Here is an 18,263-nt window from a genome sequence, read left to right as displayed (position 1 = left end):
TTAGGCACGCCGCCAGCGTTCGTCCTGAGCCAGGATCAAACTCTCCGAAAAAGAACAAAACCGAAGTTCTGTTTTTCGTCAGTTTGACTGACTACCTATGAAGTATCATAGGATTTTTTATAATAACTCGAATTAACAGGTACGTTTTGTCTTGTTTAGTTTTCAAAGAACTTGTTTATCTCTTGGTAAACGACTATAATATTTTATCACAACGAAGTTGTTAGTGTCAACAAATTTTTTTTATGATGTTTTTTCGCTTCTTCCTCATCAGCGACGTATATTAATTTACCACCATATAGAACCAAAGTCAATAATATTTTAATATTTTTTATTAAATAATAAACCTTTCAATAACTACTAAAGCCACTACGCCTGGAATGCCCAATAAACCACTAATTCCACTCGTTACAGGGTTAATGGAGACATGAAGCCCTAAACTCTCACCGAATAAATTAAGGCAAAATAAAAAAAGAGCGCCTGCCACAAACTTAACTCCGATAATCCCTAACCATTTGAATAGATTGGCTTGAACACCTGACATAAACAACAGTAATACAGCTAGCAAAATTGAACCAATCACTATAACAGGTTCCATAATCCTCTCATCTCCTCTTCATATGAATAGTACAAACATATGAGAGGACTATGTAAAATAGACCTGCTACCTCCAGTTGTTTAAACGTAAATTCCTCTTTTTCGCTTCTCTCAGATAGAAAAAGTACTTCGCTTGAGCAAGCTTTAATTCGAATAGAATGTCCGGTGAAGGCTCAACGCTATTTGCGACAAGCTTTTTTTGTCTGCTCCATTCTTCCTTTTGCTTAAAAAGCTGTTGAATTAGTTTCTCATCGAATTCTTTTCGAATTGATTTTCTGCGAAGAAAACCCATGTACCATACTTCTCCTTCCTACATCTCACGTCTGCCTTCTAGAGCCTTTGAAAGTGTGACTTCATCCGCATACTCTAAATCTCCACCTACTGGGAGTCCGTGAGCAATACGAGAGAGTTTAATTCCTGATGGTTTCAACAATCTAGAGATATACATGGCTGTAGCTTCTCCTTCAATGTTTGGGTTGGTTGCAAGAATCACCTCAGTTACTTGATCGTCTTGCAATCTTTTTAATAGATCAGGAATTTTAATATCCTCTGGCCCAATTCCGTCCATTGGCGAAATGGCACCATGAAGCACATGATATAAGCCGATATATTCTTTCATCTTTTCCATTGCGATCACATCTTTGGGATCCTGTACAACACAGATAACAGATTGATCTCTTCTTTTATCTTCACAGATATAGCAGGGGTCCTGATCAGTGATATGGCCGCAAACCGAACAATAAGTTAAATTGCGCTTTGCATTTACAAGCGCCTTCGCAAAATCTAGTACGACATCTTCCTGCATACTAAGAACAAAAAAAGCCAGACGGACCGCAGTTTTCGGTCCGATTCCTGGCAATTTCATAAAGCCATCAATCAGCTTTGATATTGGTTCAGGATATTGCATCTTCAGTTATTCCTCCTAGAATAAACCTGGCATGTTCATTCCTTTTGTGAATTTACCCATTGTTTCATTTGTTAGCTCATCGATTTTTTTCAATGCGTCATTTGTCGCCGCAAGTACAAGGTCTTGAAGCATATCGATATCTTCAGGATCAACAACTTCTTCATTAATTGCTACATCAACGACTTCTTTTTGTCCATTTACTTTTACAGTGACCATACCGCCACCTGCCGTACCTTCAAGAACCTTTTCTGCAAGCTCCTCTTGAGCCTTAGCCATATCCTTTTGCATTTTTTGCATTTGTTTCATCATTTTTTGCATGTTTCCCATTCCACCGCGCATATGAACACCACTCTCTTTCCTTTTGTTAATCTTTAATTTCAATTAAATCGATTCCAACTAACTTCTTTGCTTCCGCAATCAATGGATTTTCTTCAGTAGAAGTTGACTGACCATCTGCCTGTTCATCTGGCTGATGATCTCTTAAAAATTCTCCTCTTATTTTACCCCATTGTGCGTCAGGAACGCCAACTAATTCCACTCTTTTTCCTAGCATAGACTCTAGCAGGTGCTCAAGGTTAGTTCGAACACCGCTTTTATCTTCAGCCACCATTTTACAATGTATTTCAAACTTAAATTTCAAAACAAAGGCGTGAGATGCAGCTGCAACTGGCTCACTATCCGTTAATAGTGCAGCGTGAGATGCTTTATTCTGCTGTTTCAATTGGACAAGGAGCTCTCCCCATTTGCCTTTTATTTTTTCTAGCTCTGGCCGTTTCGCTTCTTTTAGAATCTCGTGAATTCGGCCAACAGGTACACGATAGCCATTTTTATGACTTGTTTGTGGTCGAGGTGCTTCCTTTTTTTCTTTAGGACTATGAGTCTGAGACATCGGTACTCCCTCAGCTCTTAGCCTTGATAGCTCCTGTTCCAACCTATTTATTTTATCCGTTAATGCTGTCAAATCAGAGTTAGCAGGAGATTGTTTCATTCCAATCATTGACTGACAAAGCTTCACGATAGCTACCTCAAAGAAAATCCTTGGGTGATTCGTCCATTTCATTTCTTGATGGCTCTTATTAAGCACTTCAATCGTCTCATAAAGAAACTGAGGTGTCACACGATCAGAGAGCGTCACAAACTTTTCATCGACTTTTACCTTTTCAAGTACTCCCTCAAGATCTGGCGCCGTTTTATAAAGCAGCATATCTCTAAAGTAAAAGATCATATCCTCTATTAATTTAGCAGCATCTTTCCCCTGCTGGAGCAATTCATTTAATGTATCAATCGCTACTGCAATATTTTGATCAAAAATAGCTTCAGCAAGCTGACTAATGAAATGCTGAGAAACAGCACCTGTAATTAGCAGTGCATCATTAATTGTCAGTTGTTCACCACTAAATGAGATCGCTTGATCCAAGAGGCTTAGCGCATCACGCATACCGCCGTCTGCTGCACTAGCAATAATCTCGAGTGAACCCCCTTGTACATTTAGGCTTTCTGCATCTACAATTTTCTCCATTCTTGCAACAATATCTTTTGTCGTGATTCGTTTAAAATCAAATCGCTGACACCTGGATATGATGGTAAGAGGAATTTTATGAGGCTCTGTGGTAGCCAAAATAAAGATACAATGAGCAGGCGGTTCCTCTAGTGTTTTAAGGAGGGCATTAAATGCCCCGATTGAGAGCATATGTACCTCATCTATAATATAAACCTTGTATGTAACCGCCGAAGGAGCAAATTTCACTTTATCACGTATATCTCGGATTTCATCTACCCCGTTATTAGAAGCAGCATCTATTTCAATCACGTCTGAAATCGAGCCGGTTGTAATCCCTTTACAAGCATCACATTCATTACACGGCTCACTAACAGGTGACTTTTCACAGTTCACTGCCTTTGCAAAAATCTTAGCAGCGCTTGTTTTACCTGTTCCTCTAGGACCTGAAAATAAGTAAGCATGAGAAAACTTTTTCTGCAAAAGGGCATTTTGCAACGTTTTTGTGATGTGTTCTTGTCCATCAACATCCTCAAAAACTTGAGGCCTGAACACTCGATATAAAGCTTGATAACTCACAAATACGCCCTCCTCCATTTATCATCATTTTCATTATACATGATGCAACGATCAATTCAAAAGTACACCTTTATTTTCTAATAAGCGAAAAAGCGAATTTATATGAAGTTTTTTTACTTTTCATGTATCAAAAACAAATTTTCTAGTTTTTGAAATGACTCGCCAGACCAAAAAGAACGTTAGTTACCTATTCTAGTTTGTTGTAAAAAGCTGTTTGTATAAATCAAGCAGTTGAGCTATTCTTTGAGCAACAACAAAAACTCACCTAAATAAACTAGATGAGTTACATTTAATATTGATTTACCGTGCACCTTCTGTCGATTCGCTACCCCAAGCGTTACTTAAACAGTTAGCTCGGCCCAGGCAACCCTGCGGCACATGAGAGGTTTCACTTAATGCTGCTTCCTTCCGGACCTGACATGGTTCATGAATTCCCATTGCGCAGGACCCAAACGTCAACACCACTTATCTAAGGCAGACCTTGAAGTAAACGAACCTCGAGAAGGGATTAGGCCTCGCTAGAGCGGATTGCGAGTACAGGGCACCGCTACCTCCCCGCTTAGCACGGCAAAATGAATATTAAATTGTTAGTGACGCAGAAATAAGTATACCTTCTATCAGCCGAAATTGCAAACGACATCCATTCATTTACTTTTTGCTTGTTTCTTTCGTTGACGGAGTTCACGAAAGAATTGACTTAACAGCTCACCACATTCTTTTTCAAGCACACCACCGATAACTTCAGACTGATGATTGAACCGCTCATCATCTAGTAAATTCATTAAAGTACCTGCACAACCACCTTTAGGATCGTATGCACCAAATACGACCTTTTTCACTCTAGAAAGTACAATAGCGCCCGCACACATGGGGCATGGTTCAAGCGTAACATAAAGCACTGCTTCTTCTAAACGCCAGCTCCCAATCGTTTTACACGCTTCATCAATTGCAAGTAATTCTGCATGTGCAATTGAACGCTGTTCACTTTCCCTTAAGTTATGAGCGCGGCTCACAATTTGATCACCAACAACGATTACGGCACCGATCGGCACTTCTCCTATTTGTTCCGCTTTTAAGGCTTCAGAAATGGCTTCTTGCATAAACTGTTCATCTTTCATCATTGCACGGCTCTCTTTTCATGTTTTTTAAAAGGATATTGTGGTTAACATATTACCACACTCTTTTGAAGAAGGTCTTATTTTGCCAAATCATCAAAAGGCACTGCTTATTATTGACATGATCAATAACTTTGATTTTGAAATGGGTCATGTGCTCGCTGAAAAAACAAAGCAAATGACCAATAAAATTTTAGCCCTTAAACAATACGCTTTCAAGGAAAATTGGCCAATTATCTATATCAATGATCACTACGGAATTTGGAAGGCAGATATTCAAACTGTCATCGAAAAATGTAAAAACGAAAGAAGCGCCCCCATTTTAAAGCAAATGATACCTTCGAACGATGATTACTTCTTAATTAAACCTAAGCATTCTGCCTTCTATGGAACAGCACTAGAGACACTCTTAAATGAACTAGGAGTTCAGGATGTTATTTTAACTGGAATTTCAGGAAATATCTGTGTTCTCTTCACAGCGAATGATGCTTACATGCGAAAATACAATCTGATTGTACCTAAAGATTGTATTGCTTCAAACAATGATAGAGATAACGATGATGGAGAACGTTCTTTTTGCAAAAATCGCAACTGTCAATGATATCACAAATGAAAAACAAACATGATTTATCCAATACCCTCATAAATTGTTAGCAATAACAAAGGGGGCGTTGATTATTCAAATTTATGTTGTCAAAAGAGGAGATACTTTAAGTGAAATTGCAATGCGTTATAAAACAACTGTAGATGAAATCATCCGTACCAACGATATTGAAACACCAAATCAACTCGTCATTGGACAAACAATTGTTATCCCAATTAGAGGTCAATTTTACGAGGTCAAACAAAATGACACACTTTATCAAATTGGAAAGAGATTTCAAATTTCAGTGGAAGAATTGGCACGTGTGAATAGAATTCGGCCTGAAGCGATACTTCCTATTCGCTTCTTGCTCTATATTCCACAAAGACCGAAAAGAAACATTAATTCTAATGCTTTTATTGAACCACGTGGAGATCAAGTCAGTGAAAATTTAAAGCAAGCAGCTCGAGAGGCCTCTCCATACTTAACCCATCTACTCGCCTTTAGTTTTCAAGCACAAAGAGACGGAACACTGCGAGAACCACCGTTAGATCAACTACCTGAGATTGCCGCTCAAAGCAGAACCGTATTATCGATGGTGGTCACAAATCTAGAGAACGAAAAATTCAGTGATGAACTTGGACGAATCCTTTTAACAAATCAATCTGTCAAAACCACATTTTTAAATGAAATTGTTCGCATTGCGCAAAATTACCAATTAAAAGAAATCCATTTTGATTTTGAATATTTACGTCCTGCTGATAAAGATGCTTATATTCAATTTTTAAGAGAGGCAACAACCCGTATCCATCAAGAGGGCTGGACAATTTCTGTTGCACTTGCCCCTAAAACAAGTAGTGAACAAAAGGGAAAGTGGTATGAAGCCCATGACTATGAAGCCATCGGTAAGATCGTCGATCATGTTGTGCTGATGACCTACGAATGGGGATACAGCGGGGGGCCTCCACAAGCCGTCTCTCCAATTGGACCTGTCCGACAGGTGATTGAATATGCACTGACTGTCATTCCAGCCAATAAAATTGTGATGGGTCAGAATTTATATGGCTATGATTGGACGCTTCCGTACGTTCAGGGTGGCCCCATCGCCAAAGCCGTCAGCCCCCAACAAGCGATCGCGATTGCTAGAGAGAATAATGTATCCATTCTATACGATGAAACGGCTCAAGCACCTTATTTCCGCTATACAGCTGCCAACAACAAAGAGCATGAGGTATGGTTCGAAGACGCAAGATCTATTCAAGCCAAATTTAATCTCATTAAAGAGTTAAACTTAAACGGGATTGCTTATTGGAAATTAGGTCTATCCTTCCCACAAAATTGGCTCTTATTATCAGATCAATTTAATATTGAAAAAAGAACGACATCGTAATTCATTCGCTCTCTGTCTCAGAAGGGGTATGGTACAATATTAATTGGTTTGACAACATTATAGATAGAGGAGAACGCCTATGTATCCTGCCCCTTTTATTGCAGTGGAAGGCCCAATTGGAGCCGGAAAAACAACTTTGGCTACAATGCTTGCGAAGGAATTTCAATTTCCTTTAGTAAAAGAGATTGTAGAAGAAAATCCATTCTTAGATAAATTTTATGAAGATATGAAGCAATCGAGCTTTCAGCTTGAGATGTTCTTTCTATGCAATCGTTTTAAACAGTTAGAATCTATTGAAGAAAGCTATGTCAAAAAACAGCAACCGGTTGTCACTGATTATCATGTCTATAAAAATATAATATTTGCAGAAAGAACATTATCAAAAAAACACATGGATAAGTACAGAATGATCTATCACTTGCTAACAGATGATCTTCCTAAACCCAATGCTATGATCTATATAAAAGCCAGCCTTCCCACCTTAATTAATAGAATACAAATGAGAGGACGTTCTTTTGAAGAAGACATCGACCCAGCTTATTTAAAAACCTTAATTGAAGATTATGAGCTGGCCATTGAACATTTAAAACAGACTGACCAAGAGCTTCCTATCTTCACAATTGAAGGAGATCATACAGACTTCGTTTCCTCACAGCAAGATTACAAGCAAATTGTACAGAACATAAAGGAGCAAGTGCTATGAAAAATATCGAAATACCAAAGGATGCAGTCATAACAATTGCCGGGACTGTCGGTGTCGGAAAATCAACCATGACTAAAACAATAGCGGACAAGCTAGGATTTCAAACCTCTCTTGAAAAAGTAGATGACAACCCATACTTAGAGCCTTTTTATTCAGATTTCCAAAGGTGGAGCTTTCATTTACAGGTCTATTTTCTTGCTGAGCGTTTTAAGGAGCAGAAGCGAATTTTTGAGTCTGGTGGAGGATATGTGCAAGATCGTTCAATCTATGAGGACACAGACATCTTTGCTAAAATGCACGCTGACAAAGGTACAATGTCTGAGGTAGACTATGAAACGTATACGAGTCTATTTGAGGCGATGGTGATGACACCTTACTTCCCTCACCCTGATGTACTCATTTATTTACATGGGGACTTAGATCATATATTACATCGTATTGAAGAGCGCGGGAGAGAGATGGAAACTCAAACAGATCGAGCATATTGGGAAGAAATGTACACTCGATATACTGAGTGGATCGAACAATTCGAATTATGCCCAGTGATTAAAATTAATATCGAAAATTATGACTTACTTCATGATGAAAGCTCGCTTGATCCCATTCTTCACGAAATTGCTTCTGTTATTCAAAAAAATCGTTCTTTAACGCAATAAAAAACCCCCTGCATTTCGAATGCAGAGGGTAGACGATTTCCAATTTTTATGCTTGCGTTTCAATTCAACTAAGGTAATATCAATATGGCGGAGGAAGAGGGATTCGAACCCCCGCGGGCTTTGACACCCCTGTCGGTTTTCAAGACCGATCCCTTCAGCCGGACTTGGGTATTCCTCCGTATCGACAAGAATTAATATATCATATCATATCATTTAAAGTCAACATCTATTCAAAAAAAATTCCAATATGTTATTTTTTCATGATTATTTGCCTATAAAAAAGCAGCCAAATAACGGCTGCTCTTGATCTATTTCGTTTCCTGTCTAATTTCTTCAATGAAATGATTCATCTCTTCTTTAAACTCATTTAATGATTCGATAATCTTCGTAAAGTCTGTCACTTGTTTGGCTTGTTCGTTTGTTGAACTGCTGATTTGCGAGATGTTTTCAGACAAAGTGCCAATGCTGTCTTGGATTTCTTTAAGGAATGTATTAATGGTTTCAGCCGCTTCCTTTGAACCATCTGATAATTTACGCACCTCATCTGCAACGACTGCAAATCCTTTTCCATTTTCACCTGCTCTTGCCGCTTCAATTGCAGCATTTAGTCCTAGCAGGTTTGTTTGTCTTGCAATCCCGCCAATGGTTTTGACAACTTCTTCAATGTTCGAAGACTTCTCTTCCGCTCTTTCTGCCTGCTCGCTTATTTCTAAACTAGTAGCAGCCAACTCTTGTGAATGCGCAGCAATTTGCTCAATTCCACCTTGTAGTTCTTTCGCTACTTTATTAATATGCTCCATATATCCACTTAATTTCTTTTCACGGTGATGTGAAAAGGCCACTAAAAATGAGCCAATCACTTTTCTATCTCCATCAAAAATCGGATAACCTTTTACAGCAATTTCATAACCATATAATGACTCTGGTAAATGACCGTCGTATTCTTGTCCTCTTAATGTCGTCGCCACATTTTGGTCCTCTGGGTTCAATGCGTCCCCTACTTTAATGCCAAAATCTACTGTTTTGGACGGGTAATAACAAATCACCTTCTCTGTATCAGTAATGCCGAAAAGGATACTTTCATCTAAAACTTTTCTGAGTAAATGAGCCATTTCAACATAATAGTCAAGCCTATTCAAAATTATTCCTTCTTTCCTAGAAGCTTTTAGTTTTTTTATCGGCTTCATTTAGAAAAGCTGTAGGAGTTTAGGTAAAAAGAATAAGATGCCGTGGCGGCACCTTATTTCATCACTTCTTTATTTCCCATATAAGGACGCAGTACCTCTGGAATAATCACTGTGCCGTCCTCTTGTTGGTAGTTTTCCAAAATGGCTGCTACGGTTCTTCCTACCGCTAAACCAGATCCATTTAATGTGTGGACATGTTCAGGTTTTGCCTTAGGCTCTGGGCGGAAACGAATGTTTGCTCGTCTTGCTTGAAAAGCTTCAAAATTACTGCAAGAAGAAATTTCACGATACGTATTTTGGCTCGGAATCCATACTTCGATGTCGTATTTCTTCGCAGCTGTGAAGCCTAAATCTCCCGTACACATGCTCATGACACGGTAAGGTAGGTTCAATAGCTGAAGGACTTTTTCTGCTTGATTCGTTAGTTTCTCTAATTCTTCATAAGAATCTTCTGGTCTGACAAACTTCACGAGCTCTACCTTGTTGAATTGATGCTGACGGATGAGTCCGCGTGTATCTCTACCGGCAGAGCCAGCTTCTGATCTAAAGCACGCACTGAAAGCTGCATAATTAATTGGCAGTTGCTCTCCTTCAAGGATTTCGTCACGGTGCATGTTGGTAATTGGCACTTCAGCTGTTGGAATGAGGAAATAATCTTCTTCGCGAATTTTAAATGCGTCCTCTTCGAACTTTGGAAGCTGGCCAGTCCCGGTCATGCTTGCTCTATTGACCATGTAAGGCGGAAGCACTTCAATAAAACCAAATTCATCTACATGTAAATCAAGCATAAAGTTATAGAGTGCACGCTCTAAGCGTGCGCCTAGCCCTTTATAAAAAACGAAACGGCTTCCTGTGACTTTTCCTGCACGTTCAAAATCTAAAATATTTAGCTCGTCTGCTACATCCCAATGAGGCTTTGGTTCAAATGAGAATGCTGGCTGTTCCCCCCATTTTCTCACTTCAATGTTGTTATCTTCTGTTTCACCAACCGGTACAGAGTCATGAGGAATATTCGGAATTGAGAAAAGGATGGTTTGCAGACTGTCTTCTACTGTTCTTAACTCATCATCCAGCTTCTTAATCTCATCTCCTACCTGACGCATCTCTTGAATAATGTGATCGGCGTCTTTCTTTTCTCTTTTTAAAACGGCTATTTGCTGTGATACTTCATTTCTTCGGCTTTTTAATTCTTCTGTTTTACCGATTAATTCTCTTCTTTTTTGATCCAGCTCACCAAACTTATCAAAATCCGCTAAATCTTCGCCACGGTGTGCTAGCTTTTCTTTAATTTGATCAAAGTCCGTGCGCAGTTGTTTAATATCCAGCATGTGTTACACTCCTTTTTTTATCGAAAAATAAAAAAAGCCCTCATCCCATGAAAGGGACGAGAGCTCTCGCGTTGCCACCCTGATTGAAAACATGCATAATCATGCTTTCCTCTTTCCTTTGTAACGGCATCACCGTAAATGCTTACTTCACTTGTTTCAGCATTTCGCTCAAGGATGGATTCAGAATGCATCTTTCACCGATTCTCACCAACCATCGGCTCTCTGAGAAAGAGGAGCTTCTTACTATTTCCCGTCAACGCTTTTTCGATCTTTGATTGTGATTTTAATGTACTATAAGTTTTATCTCTTTTCAACCGTTTTATACAGCTCGTTTCGTTTTGTAGGACTGCACCATCTCAACAAACAGCTGCGTTAACCGGTGGTCATCTGTCAGCTCTGGATGAAAAGAACAACCTAAGATATGGTTTTCTTTCGCCATCACAATCCTGCCATCATACTCAGCCATGACCTCTACGCTTTCATCAGCACTGATGATATGAGGTGCACGGATAAACACCCCTGTAAAGGGTACATCCAGTCCTTTCACTTCTACATCTCCTTCAAAGCTGTCTACCTGTCTACCAAATGAATTACGTGCGACAGATACATTTAACAGTCCAAGGTGAGGATCTTCTCGACCTTCTACATACTTTGCCAACATAATCAAACCCGCACATGTTCCAAAGATCGGTTTCCCTTGAGCAGCGAACGCTTTGATCGGATCAATGAATTGGTACGTATCCATGAGTCTTCTCATCGTCGTACTTTCTCCACCAGGGATTATTAAACCGTCAACAGTTTCTAGCTCTTCTACTCGTTTAATGATCTTTCCTTCTGCGCCACAAGCTTCAATCGATTGAATATGCTCTCTCACCGCTCCTTGAAGCCCTAGTACACCAATTGTTAGCATGTTCGTTTGCGCTCCCTTAATTACCAGCCACGCTCTTGCATACGTTCTTCTGGCAGTAGATTTGATATTTCAATTCCTTTCATGGCTGTCCCCAATTCTTTAGAAAGCTCTGCAATGAGACGGTAATCTGTGAAATGAGTTGTTGCTTCAACAATCGCTTTGGCAAACTTCGCAGGATTTTCTGATTTGAAAATACCGGATCCGACAAATACACCGTCTGCTCCAAGCTGCATCATTAACGCAGCATCTGCTGGTGTCGCAACGCCTCCAGCTGCAAAGTTAACAACTGGTAGTTTGCCGTCTTTTTTGATTTGAAGCAATAATTCATAAGGTGCTCCTAGATTCTTTGCTTCTGTCATTAGTTCATCTTCACTCATCGCTGCTACTTTTCGAATCTGAGCATTAACCTTTCTCATATGACGAACAGCTTCTACAATGTTACCTGTCCCAGGTTCTCCTTTCGTACGCAGCATAGATGCGCCTTCTGCAATACGGCGGGTTGCTTCACCTAGGTCACGACATCCACATACAAAAGGTACCGTGTATTCATTTTTATTTAAATGGAATTCCTCATCTGCAGGCGTTAGCACTTCACTCTCATCGATATAATCAACACAAAGTGCTTCAAGAACACGAGCCTCCACGATGTGGCCGATACGTACTTTTGCCATGACTGGAATCGTTACTGCATTTTGTACTTCTTCTACGATTCTTGGATCTGCCATACGGGCAACACCGCCTGCTGCACGGATATCAGCTGGTACTCGTTCTAGTGCCATGACTGCGACAGCACCTGATTCTTCTGCGATTTTCGCCTGCTCAGCATTGACGACATCCATAATGACGCCACCCTTTTGCATTTCTGCCATTCCACGTTTAACTCGTTCAGTTCCCTTATTGCTCACAATTGTTTCCTCCCATTTGTCTATTCATTTGCTTTAACATCTTTATCATACAAGTGAGATAGTATAACAATAAAGAGAGACATATAACAATTCAAACAACTGACAAAAAAGAAGAAACCTTTATATATAAAGGATTAACAACAGAAATGAAGGCATTTCCTCTTTTAAGTATCATTTACATGCTATAATGAAATTATAACAATTTTACATTCATTGGAGGATTCTCATGCATATTGATATCCACCGACACTCAGATATTTCTCTTTCAAATCAGATTTACTTTTCAATCGTTGATCACATTCAATCTGGTCTACTTCAGCAGGGGGACAAGCTACCAACTGTACGTGATTTAGCGAAGCAGCTCAATGTGAGTCTTGTAACAGCTGCAAAAGCCTATACACGGCTCAAGGAAGACGGATATTTAACAGCTGTGCAAGGTAAAGGGACATTTGTGGATGAGTTGCAAGAGCAAACAGACATCCCGGTTCAGTCATCTACCTCTTTCGATTGGCAATTGTCCATTCCAGATTATTTGCCAAGGTCTCAATTCGCTCAGTATCATTATGTAGAAGAAGCGATTAACCTTTCTTCCTCTATGATCGATCCAGGCCTTTTACCTAACCGATATTTAGAAAAAGAATTGCAACATGTGCTCGCTCGACATCCTCAAATCATGTCGAAATACGGAGAAATACAAGGTGACCTTCAGCTTCGTCAGGTCATTCAGTCTTTTTTAGAAACATTAGATGTGCCTTCTACTCCGGAAAATATCCTTGTGACAAGTGGTTCTCAGCAAGGGCTTGATTTGGTGGCACGTACGTTTATCGGAACGGATGATGTCGTAGTTATGGAAGCACCAACCTATCCAGGTGCGATTGATGTCTTTATGGGTAGAGGGGCAAGAATTATTACAGTTCCTGTCGACCATGAAGGAATGAACATGAAACAGATTCAAAGCATAATTGATAAATATAAGCCAAAGCTTATCTATACGATTCCTACTTTTCACAGTCCGACAGGCGCCAGTATGTCGATGAAACGCAGAAAACAGCTTCTCTCACTGGCACAAAGCATAGATTGTCTCATTGTAGAAGATGATCCCTATCGAGAGCTTTATTTTGAAAAGAAGCCGCCATCACCAATTAAAAGTCTGGATCACGATGGACACGTCATTTATTTACGAGGATTAAGTAAAACACTTGCTCCAGGGTGCAGAATTGGGATCATTACTGCATCAGGCTCTATATTTAATCGTTTATTAGCTGCAAAGGCCAATAATGATTTGGGCAGCCCTCTTCTCACACAAAAGGCCATTTTACCGTTTTTAACGTCAAAGAAAATGATTGAGCATACGAAGAAGTTAAGAACAGCCTTGAAGGTGAGACGCGATTTAATGGTGGATATTTTGACGAAGCATGCACTAAAGGACGTCACATGGCAAGTTCCACAGGGCGGTCTCAATTTATGGCTCAGCTTTCCTTACTGGGTCGATACGCGTGCACTATTACATGAAGCGCGTAAGCAGCAAATCACCTTTTTGCCAGGCTCTGTCTGCTACCCTGGGGAGCCGAAGCAGAATTATATCCGCCTCAGTTTTTCTTATGTGAATGAAAAATCTCTGGCTGAAGGCATGGAAAAATTATGTGGTATTTTTCAGCAAGCCTTGTCCACCCCTCAAAATCACAAACAATCGCTTTTCTTTTAACGACAAAAAACTGCCCTCCATAAATAGAGAGCAGTTTTTTATTAGAACCAACCTGTTACTGTATCAACGATTCCGCCCCAAATGCCAGCGAAGAATCCACCTACACCGCGCACTGCAAGGATGAACCAGTTTGCTTTTTCAACACCTGTTTTCGTCACAAGCTCAACACCTGATTGGTCTTTATTCAAATAGCCATAGTCCTTCTCATCACCAGAATAAGAAGTCGTCAGCATGCCAACCTTCGTTCCTTTTTTAATAGGAGCTTCTAAGTTCTTTTTCTCGATATTTACTTTTGCTTTATAGCTCTTCTCGAAACCATTTTTGACTGGCACAGAAAAAGCTTCTTTCGTTACGACGGATACTTCTTTATCTTTCCCTTTATCGACTCCGATGTCTTCATTGATTTGCTGACCTTCTTTGTACATTTCTTTCATCGTAAAGTTTTTAAAAGCATAGTCGAAAAGTTTTTTCGCCACATCGAAACGAGATGTATGGAGATTTCCTTTTGCATTCAAGATGACTGCGATGACACGCATGTCACCTTGTTTTGCTGTACCTGTAAAGCTTGAACCAGCTGAATCAGTAGAGCCCGTTTTCAGACCGTCCACTCCTTCATATTCACTCACAAGTCCTTTAAGCATGAAGTTCCAGTTGGGCATGTCCATTTCATCGTCTGTGCCTTCTCTGAACTTTGTTTTAGCGATACTTGCTGTTTCAAGAATTTCTGGGTGGTCTTTGATAAGGTGCTGTGCAAGCAATGCCATATCCTTCGCAGATACTTCACTTTCTTCATCAGGACCCGTACCATTTGGCTGTTTGCCGTGTAGGTCTTTATTTTCTAGACCAGTTGCATTGACGAATTTGTAGTTTGTTAAACCTAGTTCTTTCGCTTTTGCGTTCATTTTTTCAACGAACTTCGATTCTGATCCAGCGATCACCTCTGCTAGGCCAATCGCTGCTGCATTTGCTGAATAAATAGCCATTGCTTGATAAAGTTCTTTGACTGTATACGAGCCATCTTTTCTCAAAGGAACATTGGATAAACTGCGGTCCTGAGAAATTTCGTATACATAATCATCTGGCGTATACGTTTGATCCCATTTTACTTTGCCTTCAGAAATAGCCTCTAGCAATAGATACTCTGTCATCATCTTTGCCATACTTGCAATAGGCAGCCTTTGTTCTGCGTTTTTACTATAAAGAATTTTACCTGTAGAAGCTTCAATAAGGATGGCTGCTTTCGCATTCACATTGAATGGATCTTCAGCCGCTTTTGCTTTGGACATTGGTGTAAACATTGTAACAATCAATGCCAGTGCAAGGATAGAGACCATAAGCTGTTTCAACATCTTGCTGTTCAATCGTCATACCTCCGTATTCATCTTTTTTCGACGTTTTTCATATATATTTAATCCACAAGGGCTTATTTCAACACAACAGTATAAATTTTATCACAATAAAGATAAAAAAAATAGACAGAGCCATAGTCCCTGTCAAATGTAATTTGATTGTCACAATTTATCAAGAAATTGTGTAGTTTGGTGATTCTTTTGTAATTTGCACATCATGTGGATGGCTCTCACGAAGACCTGCACCTGTCATGCGAATGAACTGTGCTTCTTCTCTAAGTGTACGTAAGTCTTGAGTTCCACAATAGCCCATACCAGAACGAATTCCGCCAACTAGTTGATAAACTGTATCAACAACTGGCCCTTTGTATGGTGTACGGCCTTCAATACCTTCTGGAACGAATTTTTTATTATCTTCTTGGAAGTAACGATCTTTACTTCCTTTTTCCATTGCAGCAACAGAACCCATACCGCGATAAACCTTGAAGCGTCTACCTTGGAAAATTTCTGTTTCTCCTGGACTTTCAGATGTACCCGCTAGAAGGCTCCCTAGCATAACGGCATGTCCACCAGAAGCTAGTGCTTTCACGATATCACCTGAATATTTAATTCCGCCATCTGCAATAATAGCTTTACCATGCTTTCTTGCTTCTGTTGCACAGTCATAAATCGCTGTGATTTGTGGTACACCCACACCTGCAACAACACGTGTTGTACAAATTGATCCTGGTCCGATACCAACTTTCACAATATCTGCTCCTGCTTCAAATAATGCCTTTGTTGCTTCAGCTGTCGCAACATTACCAGCAATGATGTTAAGAGAAGGATATGTTTCACGGATTTTCGATACAGTGTTTAGAACACCTTGGGAATGACCGTGTGCTGTATCAATGACAATGACATCAACATTGGCTTCAACTAATTTTTTCACACGAGTCATTGTGTCGCCAGTGACACCAACAGCGGCACCCACAATTAAACGGCCATGTGCATCTTTAGAGGAGTTAGGGAATTCAATCACTTTTTCAATATCTTTGATTGTGATGAGACCTTTTAACGTTCCTTCATCATCTAAAAGAGGTAACTTTTCAATTTTGTATTGCTGTAGAATTTTTTCAGCTTCTTCCAATGTTGTTCCAACAGATGCTGTAACAAGTTCCTCTTTTGTCATCACATCGCTAATCTTCATTGAATAATCCGAAATAAAACGAAGGTCACGATTCGTAATAATACCAACAAGCTTTTGATCTTCTTCGTTGTTTACAATCGGCACACCAGAAATACGGTATTTACCCATTAAATGCTCTGCATCGAACACTTGATGATCTGGTGTTAAGAAGAATGGATTTGTAATAACACCACGCTCTGAGCGTTTTACTTTGTCCACTTGTTCTGCTTGCTGTTCAATGGACATGTTCTTATGAACGATACCCAGACCACCTTGACGTGCCATTGCAATCGCCATTTGTGATTCCGTCACAGTATCCATTCCTGCACTAATAATTGGAATGTTGAGCTTTAATGTGCTTGTTAATTCAACTGATAAATCGACATCACGTGGAAGCACCTCAGACTTTGCTGGAACAAGCAAAACATCGTCAAACGTCAAACCTTCTTTTGAAAATTTACTTTCCCACATTAGTAAATCCCCCTCTTTTCGGCAAAATATTATATGTAGATTATCAACTAGAAAACAGCATGTCAAGGAAGCAACAAACAGTTGCAATTTTTAGAAAATATAGAGAGAGTTGAGGAAGAAGATGAAAAGTTCAGGATGGAAGGATTTAAAACGTTTTTACTCACTTGAAACTTCCCAGAAGTTTCTATTTCAACAATATGAGAAACGAAATATTCAAGATGCGAGTCAACAAGCCTATAAAAACTGTGAGCGCTTTATTTATTTTTTAAAACATGGTCATACATTCTATGAACAGGCCGCCATAGCTCCACTAGAACTAAAGCCGATTTTATTATTTTATGGGATGGCGCAGCTGCTGAAAGCATGTTTGCTGACAGTTGATCCCCATTATCCTTCTCAAACCTCTGTCTTAGCTCATGGCGTGACGTCAAGAAAAAGAAAAAAACAGCATTATCGTTTTAGTGAAGATGAAGTAAAAATTCAACGAAATGGACTATGCATGCATGTGTTAAAGTACTTATTTCATTTAGATGGCCTTGAAGATGAGCGATTTACGATGATCCATCTCCTTTCGAAAATACCTGAAATGAGTCATGTTCTTGAGTTTCAAAAGCTGCCTTTAACATTAGTCAAAGTGAAACAATCCAATGGAATCATGATTCAAGATCATATTCCACTGCTTTATAATATGTCAGTTGAACGGTTTATTGAGTATTTTGAATTCCATACAAGTTGGAAGCTCAAACAGAGAGAAGCCAAAAAGCTGACGTTTGATGTATTTCTAGAAGAAAATCCTGCTCTTGCTACTCATCTTCATTATGATTTAGAAATGGATCATTGGTTTATTCCATCAACACGAGATGCATTTCTAGGGATTCCAGAGATTATCAGCCATTACTTGTTAATGTATAACCTTAGTATGATTGCTCGTTACGAAACAGAATGGTGGTACGAGCTGCTGTCTCAATACATTAGTGATGATTACGTCATGATTGAACGCTACATGGAGATTGCAGAAGAAAAGTTTCCATCCTATATCATGATGTTGTTAGAAGAAAACACAAAAAAGACCAGTTCCGTCTGGAACTGATCCTTAATAAAGCTTGGCGGCGTCCTACTCTCACAGGGGGAAACCCCCAACTACCATCGGCGCTGAAGAGCTTAACTTCCGTGTTCGGTATGGGAACGGGTGTGACCTCTTCGCTATCGCCACCA

The 18,263-nt window shown here is 39.6% G+C and carries 16 protein-coding genes, 1 tRNA gene, 1 rRNA gene, 1 other RNA gene, 2 pseudogenes and 1 other annotated feature; of the genes and pseudogenes, 6 read left to right on the top strand and 15 right to left on the bottom strand.

Translation table 11 applies throughout. The annotated features are described in order from the left end of the window. Positions 1–331 precede the first annotated feature (331 nt). The 7 genes from LC033_RS14980 to tadA form a co-directional block, all read right to left on the bottom strand. Positions 332–595 (bottom strand): pro-sigmaK processing inhibitor BofA family protein, encoded by a 264-nt coding sequence (locus tag LC033_RS14980; RefSeq protein ID WP_226569773.1) that lies wholly within the window; start codon positions 593–595, stop codon positions 332–334. Between the two features lie 66 nt (positions 596–661). Then, on the bottom strand, positions 662–886 hold the full coding sequence (locus LC033_RS14975) for a YaaL family protein (RefSeq protein ID WP_226569771.1): 225 nt from the start codon (positions 884–886) through the stop codon (positions 662–664). Between the two features lie 18 nt (positions 887–904). Further along, positions 905–1,501 carry a recombination protein RecR gene (gene recR / locus LC033_RS14970; protein ID WP_226569768.1) on the bottom strand — a complete coding sequence of 199 codons (597 nt, stop codon included), beginning with the start codon at positions 1,499–1,501 and terminating at the stop codon, positions 905–907. Between the two features lie 15 nt (positions 1,502–1,516). Further along, positions 1,517–1,840 carry a YbaB/EbfC family nucleoid-associated protein gene (locus LC033_RS14965; protein WP_099679287.1) on the bottom strand — a complete coding sequence of 108 codons (324 nt, stop codon included), beginning with the start codon at positions 1,838–1,840 and terminating at the stop codon, positions 1,517–1,519. A gap of 25 nt (positions 1,841–1,865) precedes the next feature. Then, positions 1,866–3,578: a DNA polymerase III subunit gamma/tau gene (gene dnaX, locus LC033_RS14960; RefSeq protein ID WP_226569766.1), complete on the bottom strand. Its 1,713-nt coding sequence runs from the start codon at positions 3,576–3,578 to the stop codon at positions 1,866–1,868. A 303-nt stretch (positions 3,579–3,881) separates the two neighbouring features. Further along, positions 3,882–4,146: signal recognition particle sRNA large type (gene ffs / locus LC033_RS14955), an RNA gene on the bottom strand. 76 nt (positions 4,147–4,222) lie between these two features. Beyond that, a complete protein-coding gene (tadA, locus tag LC033_RS14950; RefSeq protein WP_226569764.1) occupies positions 4,223–4,699 on the bottom strand; it encodes a tRNA adenosine(34) deaminase TadA in 477 nt (158 codons plus the stop codon). A 115-nt stretch (positions 4,700–4,814) separates the two neighbouring features. On the opposite strand from tadA, the pseudogene LC033_RS14945 reads away from it, so the two are divergent. From LC033_RS14945 to LC033_RS14930, 4 genes and pseudogenes are all read left to right on the top strand, one after another. Continuing rightward, positions 4,815–5,319: pseudogene (locus LC033_RS14945) on the top strand (cysteine hydrolase family protein). 99 nt (positions 5,320–5,418) lie between these two features. Next, on the top strand, positions 5,419–6,666 hold the full coding sequence (locus LC033_RS14940; protein WP_446680375.1) for a glycosyl hydrolase family 18 protein: 1,248 nt from the start codon (positions 5,419–5,421) through the stop codon (positions 6,664–6,666). Positions 6,667–6,745: 79 nt separating this feature from the next. Next, positions 6,746–7,369 (top strand): deoxynucleoside kinase, encoded by a 624-nt coding sequence (locus LC033_RS14935; protein ID WP_226569760.1) that lies wholly within the window; start codon positions 6,746–6,748, stop codon positions 7,367–7,369. Next, complete coding sequence (locus LC033_RS14930; protein WP_226569758.1) at positions 7,366–8,025, top strand: deoxynucleoside kinase; 660 nt, start codon at positions 7,366–7,368, stop codon at positions 8,023–8,025. The genes LC033_RS14935 and LC033_RS14930 overlap by 4 nt, the downstream gene beginning before the upstream one ends. An 85-nt stretch (positions 8,026–8,110) precedes the next feature. Here LC033_RS14930 and LC033_RS14925 read toward each other — a convergent pair. The 5 genes and pseudogenes from LC033_RS14925 to pdxS form a co-directional block, all read right to left on the bottom strand. Further along, positions 8,111–8,203: transfer RNA gene (locus LC033_RS14925), tRNA-Ser, on the bottom strand. A 130-nt stretch (positions 8,204–8,333) separates the two neighbouring features. Next, positions 8,334–8,669: pseudogene (locus LC033_RS17390) on the bottom strand (methyl-accepting chemotaxis protein); the annotation flags it as partial. A 596-nt stretch (positions 8,670–9,265) separates the two neighbouring features. After that, positions 9,266–10,540: a serine--tRNA ligase gene (gene serS / locus LC033_RS14915; RefSeq protein ID WP_226569755.1), complete on the bottom strand. Its 1,275-nt coding sequence runs from the start codon at positions 10,538–10,540 to the stop codon at positions 9,266–9,268. Positions 10,541–10,589: 49 nt separating this feature from the next. Continuing rightward, positions 10,590–10,806 (bottom strand) — a binding site (T-box leader). Positions 10,807–10,859: 53 nt separating this feature from the next. Next, positions 10,860–11,450 carry a pyridoxal 5'-phosphate synthase glutaminase subunit PdxT gene (pdxT, locus tag LC033_RS14910; protein WP_226569753.1) on the bottom strand — a complete coding sequence of 197 codons (591 nt, stop codon included), beginning with the start codon at positions 11,448–11,450 and terminating at the stop codon, positions 10,860–10,862. A 20-nt stretch (positions 11,451–11,470) separates the two neighbouring features. Continuing rightward, the gene (pdxS, locus tag LC033_RS14905; protein ID WP_226569751.1) at positions 11,471–12,355 is read right to left on the bottom strand and encodes a pyridoxal 5'-phosphate synthase lyase subunit PdxS; all 885 of its coding nucleotides are present in this window, start codon (positions 12,353–12,355) and stop codon (positions 11,471–11,473) included. A gap of 226 nt (positions 12,356–12,581) precedes the next feature. Here pdxS and pdxR point away from each other — a divergent pair, with 226 nt between their 5' ends. Beyond that, positions 12,582–14,060: a MocR-like pyridoxine biosynthesis transcription factor PdxR gene (gene pdxR / locus LC033_RS14900; RefSeq protein WP_226569749.1), complete on the top strand. Its 1,479-nt coding sequence runs from the start codon at positions 12,582–12,584 to the stop codon at positions 14,058–14,060. A gap of 41 nt (positions 14,061–14,101) precedes the next feature. Here pdxR and LC033_RS14895 read toward each other — a convergent pair whose 3' ends face one another. Then, positions 14,102–15,421 carry a D-alanyl-D-alanine carboxypeptidase family protein gene (locus tag LC033_RS14895; protein WP_226569746.1) on the bottom strand — a complete coding sequence of 440 codons (1,320 nt, stop codon included), beginning with the start codon at positions 15,419–15,421 and terminating at the stop codon, positions 14,102–14,104. Positions 15,422–15,581: 160 nt separating this feature from the next. Next, positions 15,582–17,048: an IMP dehydrogenase gene (gene guaB, locus LC033_RS14890; protein ID WP_226569744.1), complete on the bottom strand. Its 1,467-nt coding sequence runs from the start codon at positions 17,046–17,048 to the stop codon at positions 15,582–15,584. Positions 17,049–17,169: 121 nt separating this feature from the next. On the opposite strand from guaB, the gene LC033_RS14885 reads away from it, so the two are divergent. Next, positions 17,170–18,138: a YaaC family protein gene (locus LC033_RS14885; RefSeq protein ID WP_226569742.1), complete on the top strand. Its 969-nt coding sequence runs from the start codon at positions 17,170–17,172 to the stop codon at positions 18,136–18,138. An 11-nt stretch (positions 18,139–18,149) separates the two neighbouring features. Here the strand turns inward: LC033_RS14885 and rrf are convergent. After that, positions 18,150–18,263 (bottom strand): 5S ribosomal RNA (gene rrf, locus LC033_RS14880); the annotation flags it as partial.

The organism is Bacillus stratosphericus, from assembly GCF_020524495.1.
Taxonomy (GTDB): Bacteria; Bacillota; Bacilli; order Bacillales; family Bacillaceae; genus Bacillus; species Bacillus stratosphericus_B.
Note: the sequence above shows the minus strand (reverse complement) of the source record. Positions and strands in the feature narration are given on the sequence as shown.

Coding starts and splice junctions, on each gene's coding strand:
- LC033_RS14980 (WP_226569773.1), bottom strand. CDS start 595: ATGGAACCTGTTATAGTGATTGGTTCAATTTTGCTAGCTGTATTACTG.
- recR (WP_226569768.1), bottom strand. CDS start 1,501: ATGCAATATCCTGAACCAATATCAAAGCTGATTGATGGCTTTATGAAA.
- LC033_RS14940 (WP_446680375.1), top strand. CDS start 5,419: ATGCGTTATAAAACAACTGTAGATGAAATCATCCGTACCAACGATATT.
- LC033_RS14935 (WP_226569760.1), top strand. CDS start 6,746: ATGTATCCTGCCCCTTTTATTGCAGTGGAAGGCCCAATTGGAGCCGGA.
- LC033_RS14965 (WP_099679287.1), bottom strand. CDS start 1,840: ATGCGCGGTGGAATGGGAAACATGCAAAAAATGATGAAACAAATGCAA.
- LC033_RS14975 (WP_226569771.1), bottom strand. CDS start 886: ATGGGTTTTCTTCGCAGAAAATCAATTCGAAAAGAATTCGATGAGAAA.
- serS (WP_226569755.1), bottom strand. CDS start 10,540: ATGCTGGATATTAAACAACTGCGCACGGACTTTGATCAAATTAAAGAA.
- pdxT (WP_226569753.1), bottom strand. CDS start 11,450: ATGCTAACAATTGGTGTACTAGGGCTTCAAGGAGCGGTGAGAGAGCAT.
- LC033_RS14885 (WP_226569742.1), top strand. CDS start 17,170: ATGAAAAGTTCAGGATGGAAGGATTTAAAACGTTTTTACTCACTTGAA.
- tadA (WP_226569764.1), bottom strand. CDS start 4,699: ATGATGAAAGATGAACAGTTTATGCAAGAAGCCATTTCTGAAGCCTTA.
- guaB (WP_226569744.1), bottom strand. CDS start 17,048: ATGTGGGAAAGTAAATTTTCAAAAGAAGGTTTGACGTTTGACGATGTT.
- pdxR (WP_226569749.1), top strand. CDS start 12,582: ATGCATATTGATATCCACCGACACTCAGATATTTCTCTTTCAAATCAG.
- LC033_RS14930 (WP_226569758.1), top strand. CDS start 7,366: ATGAAAAATATCGAAATACCAAAGGATGCAGTCATAACAATTGCCGGG.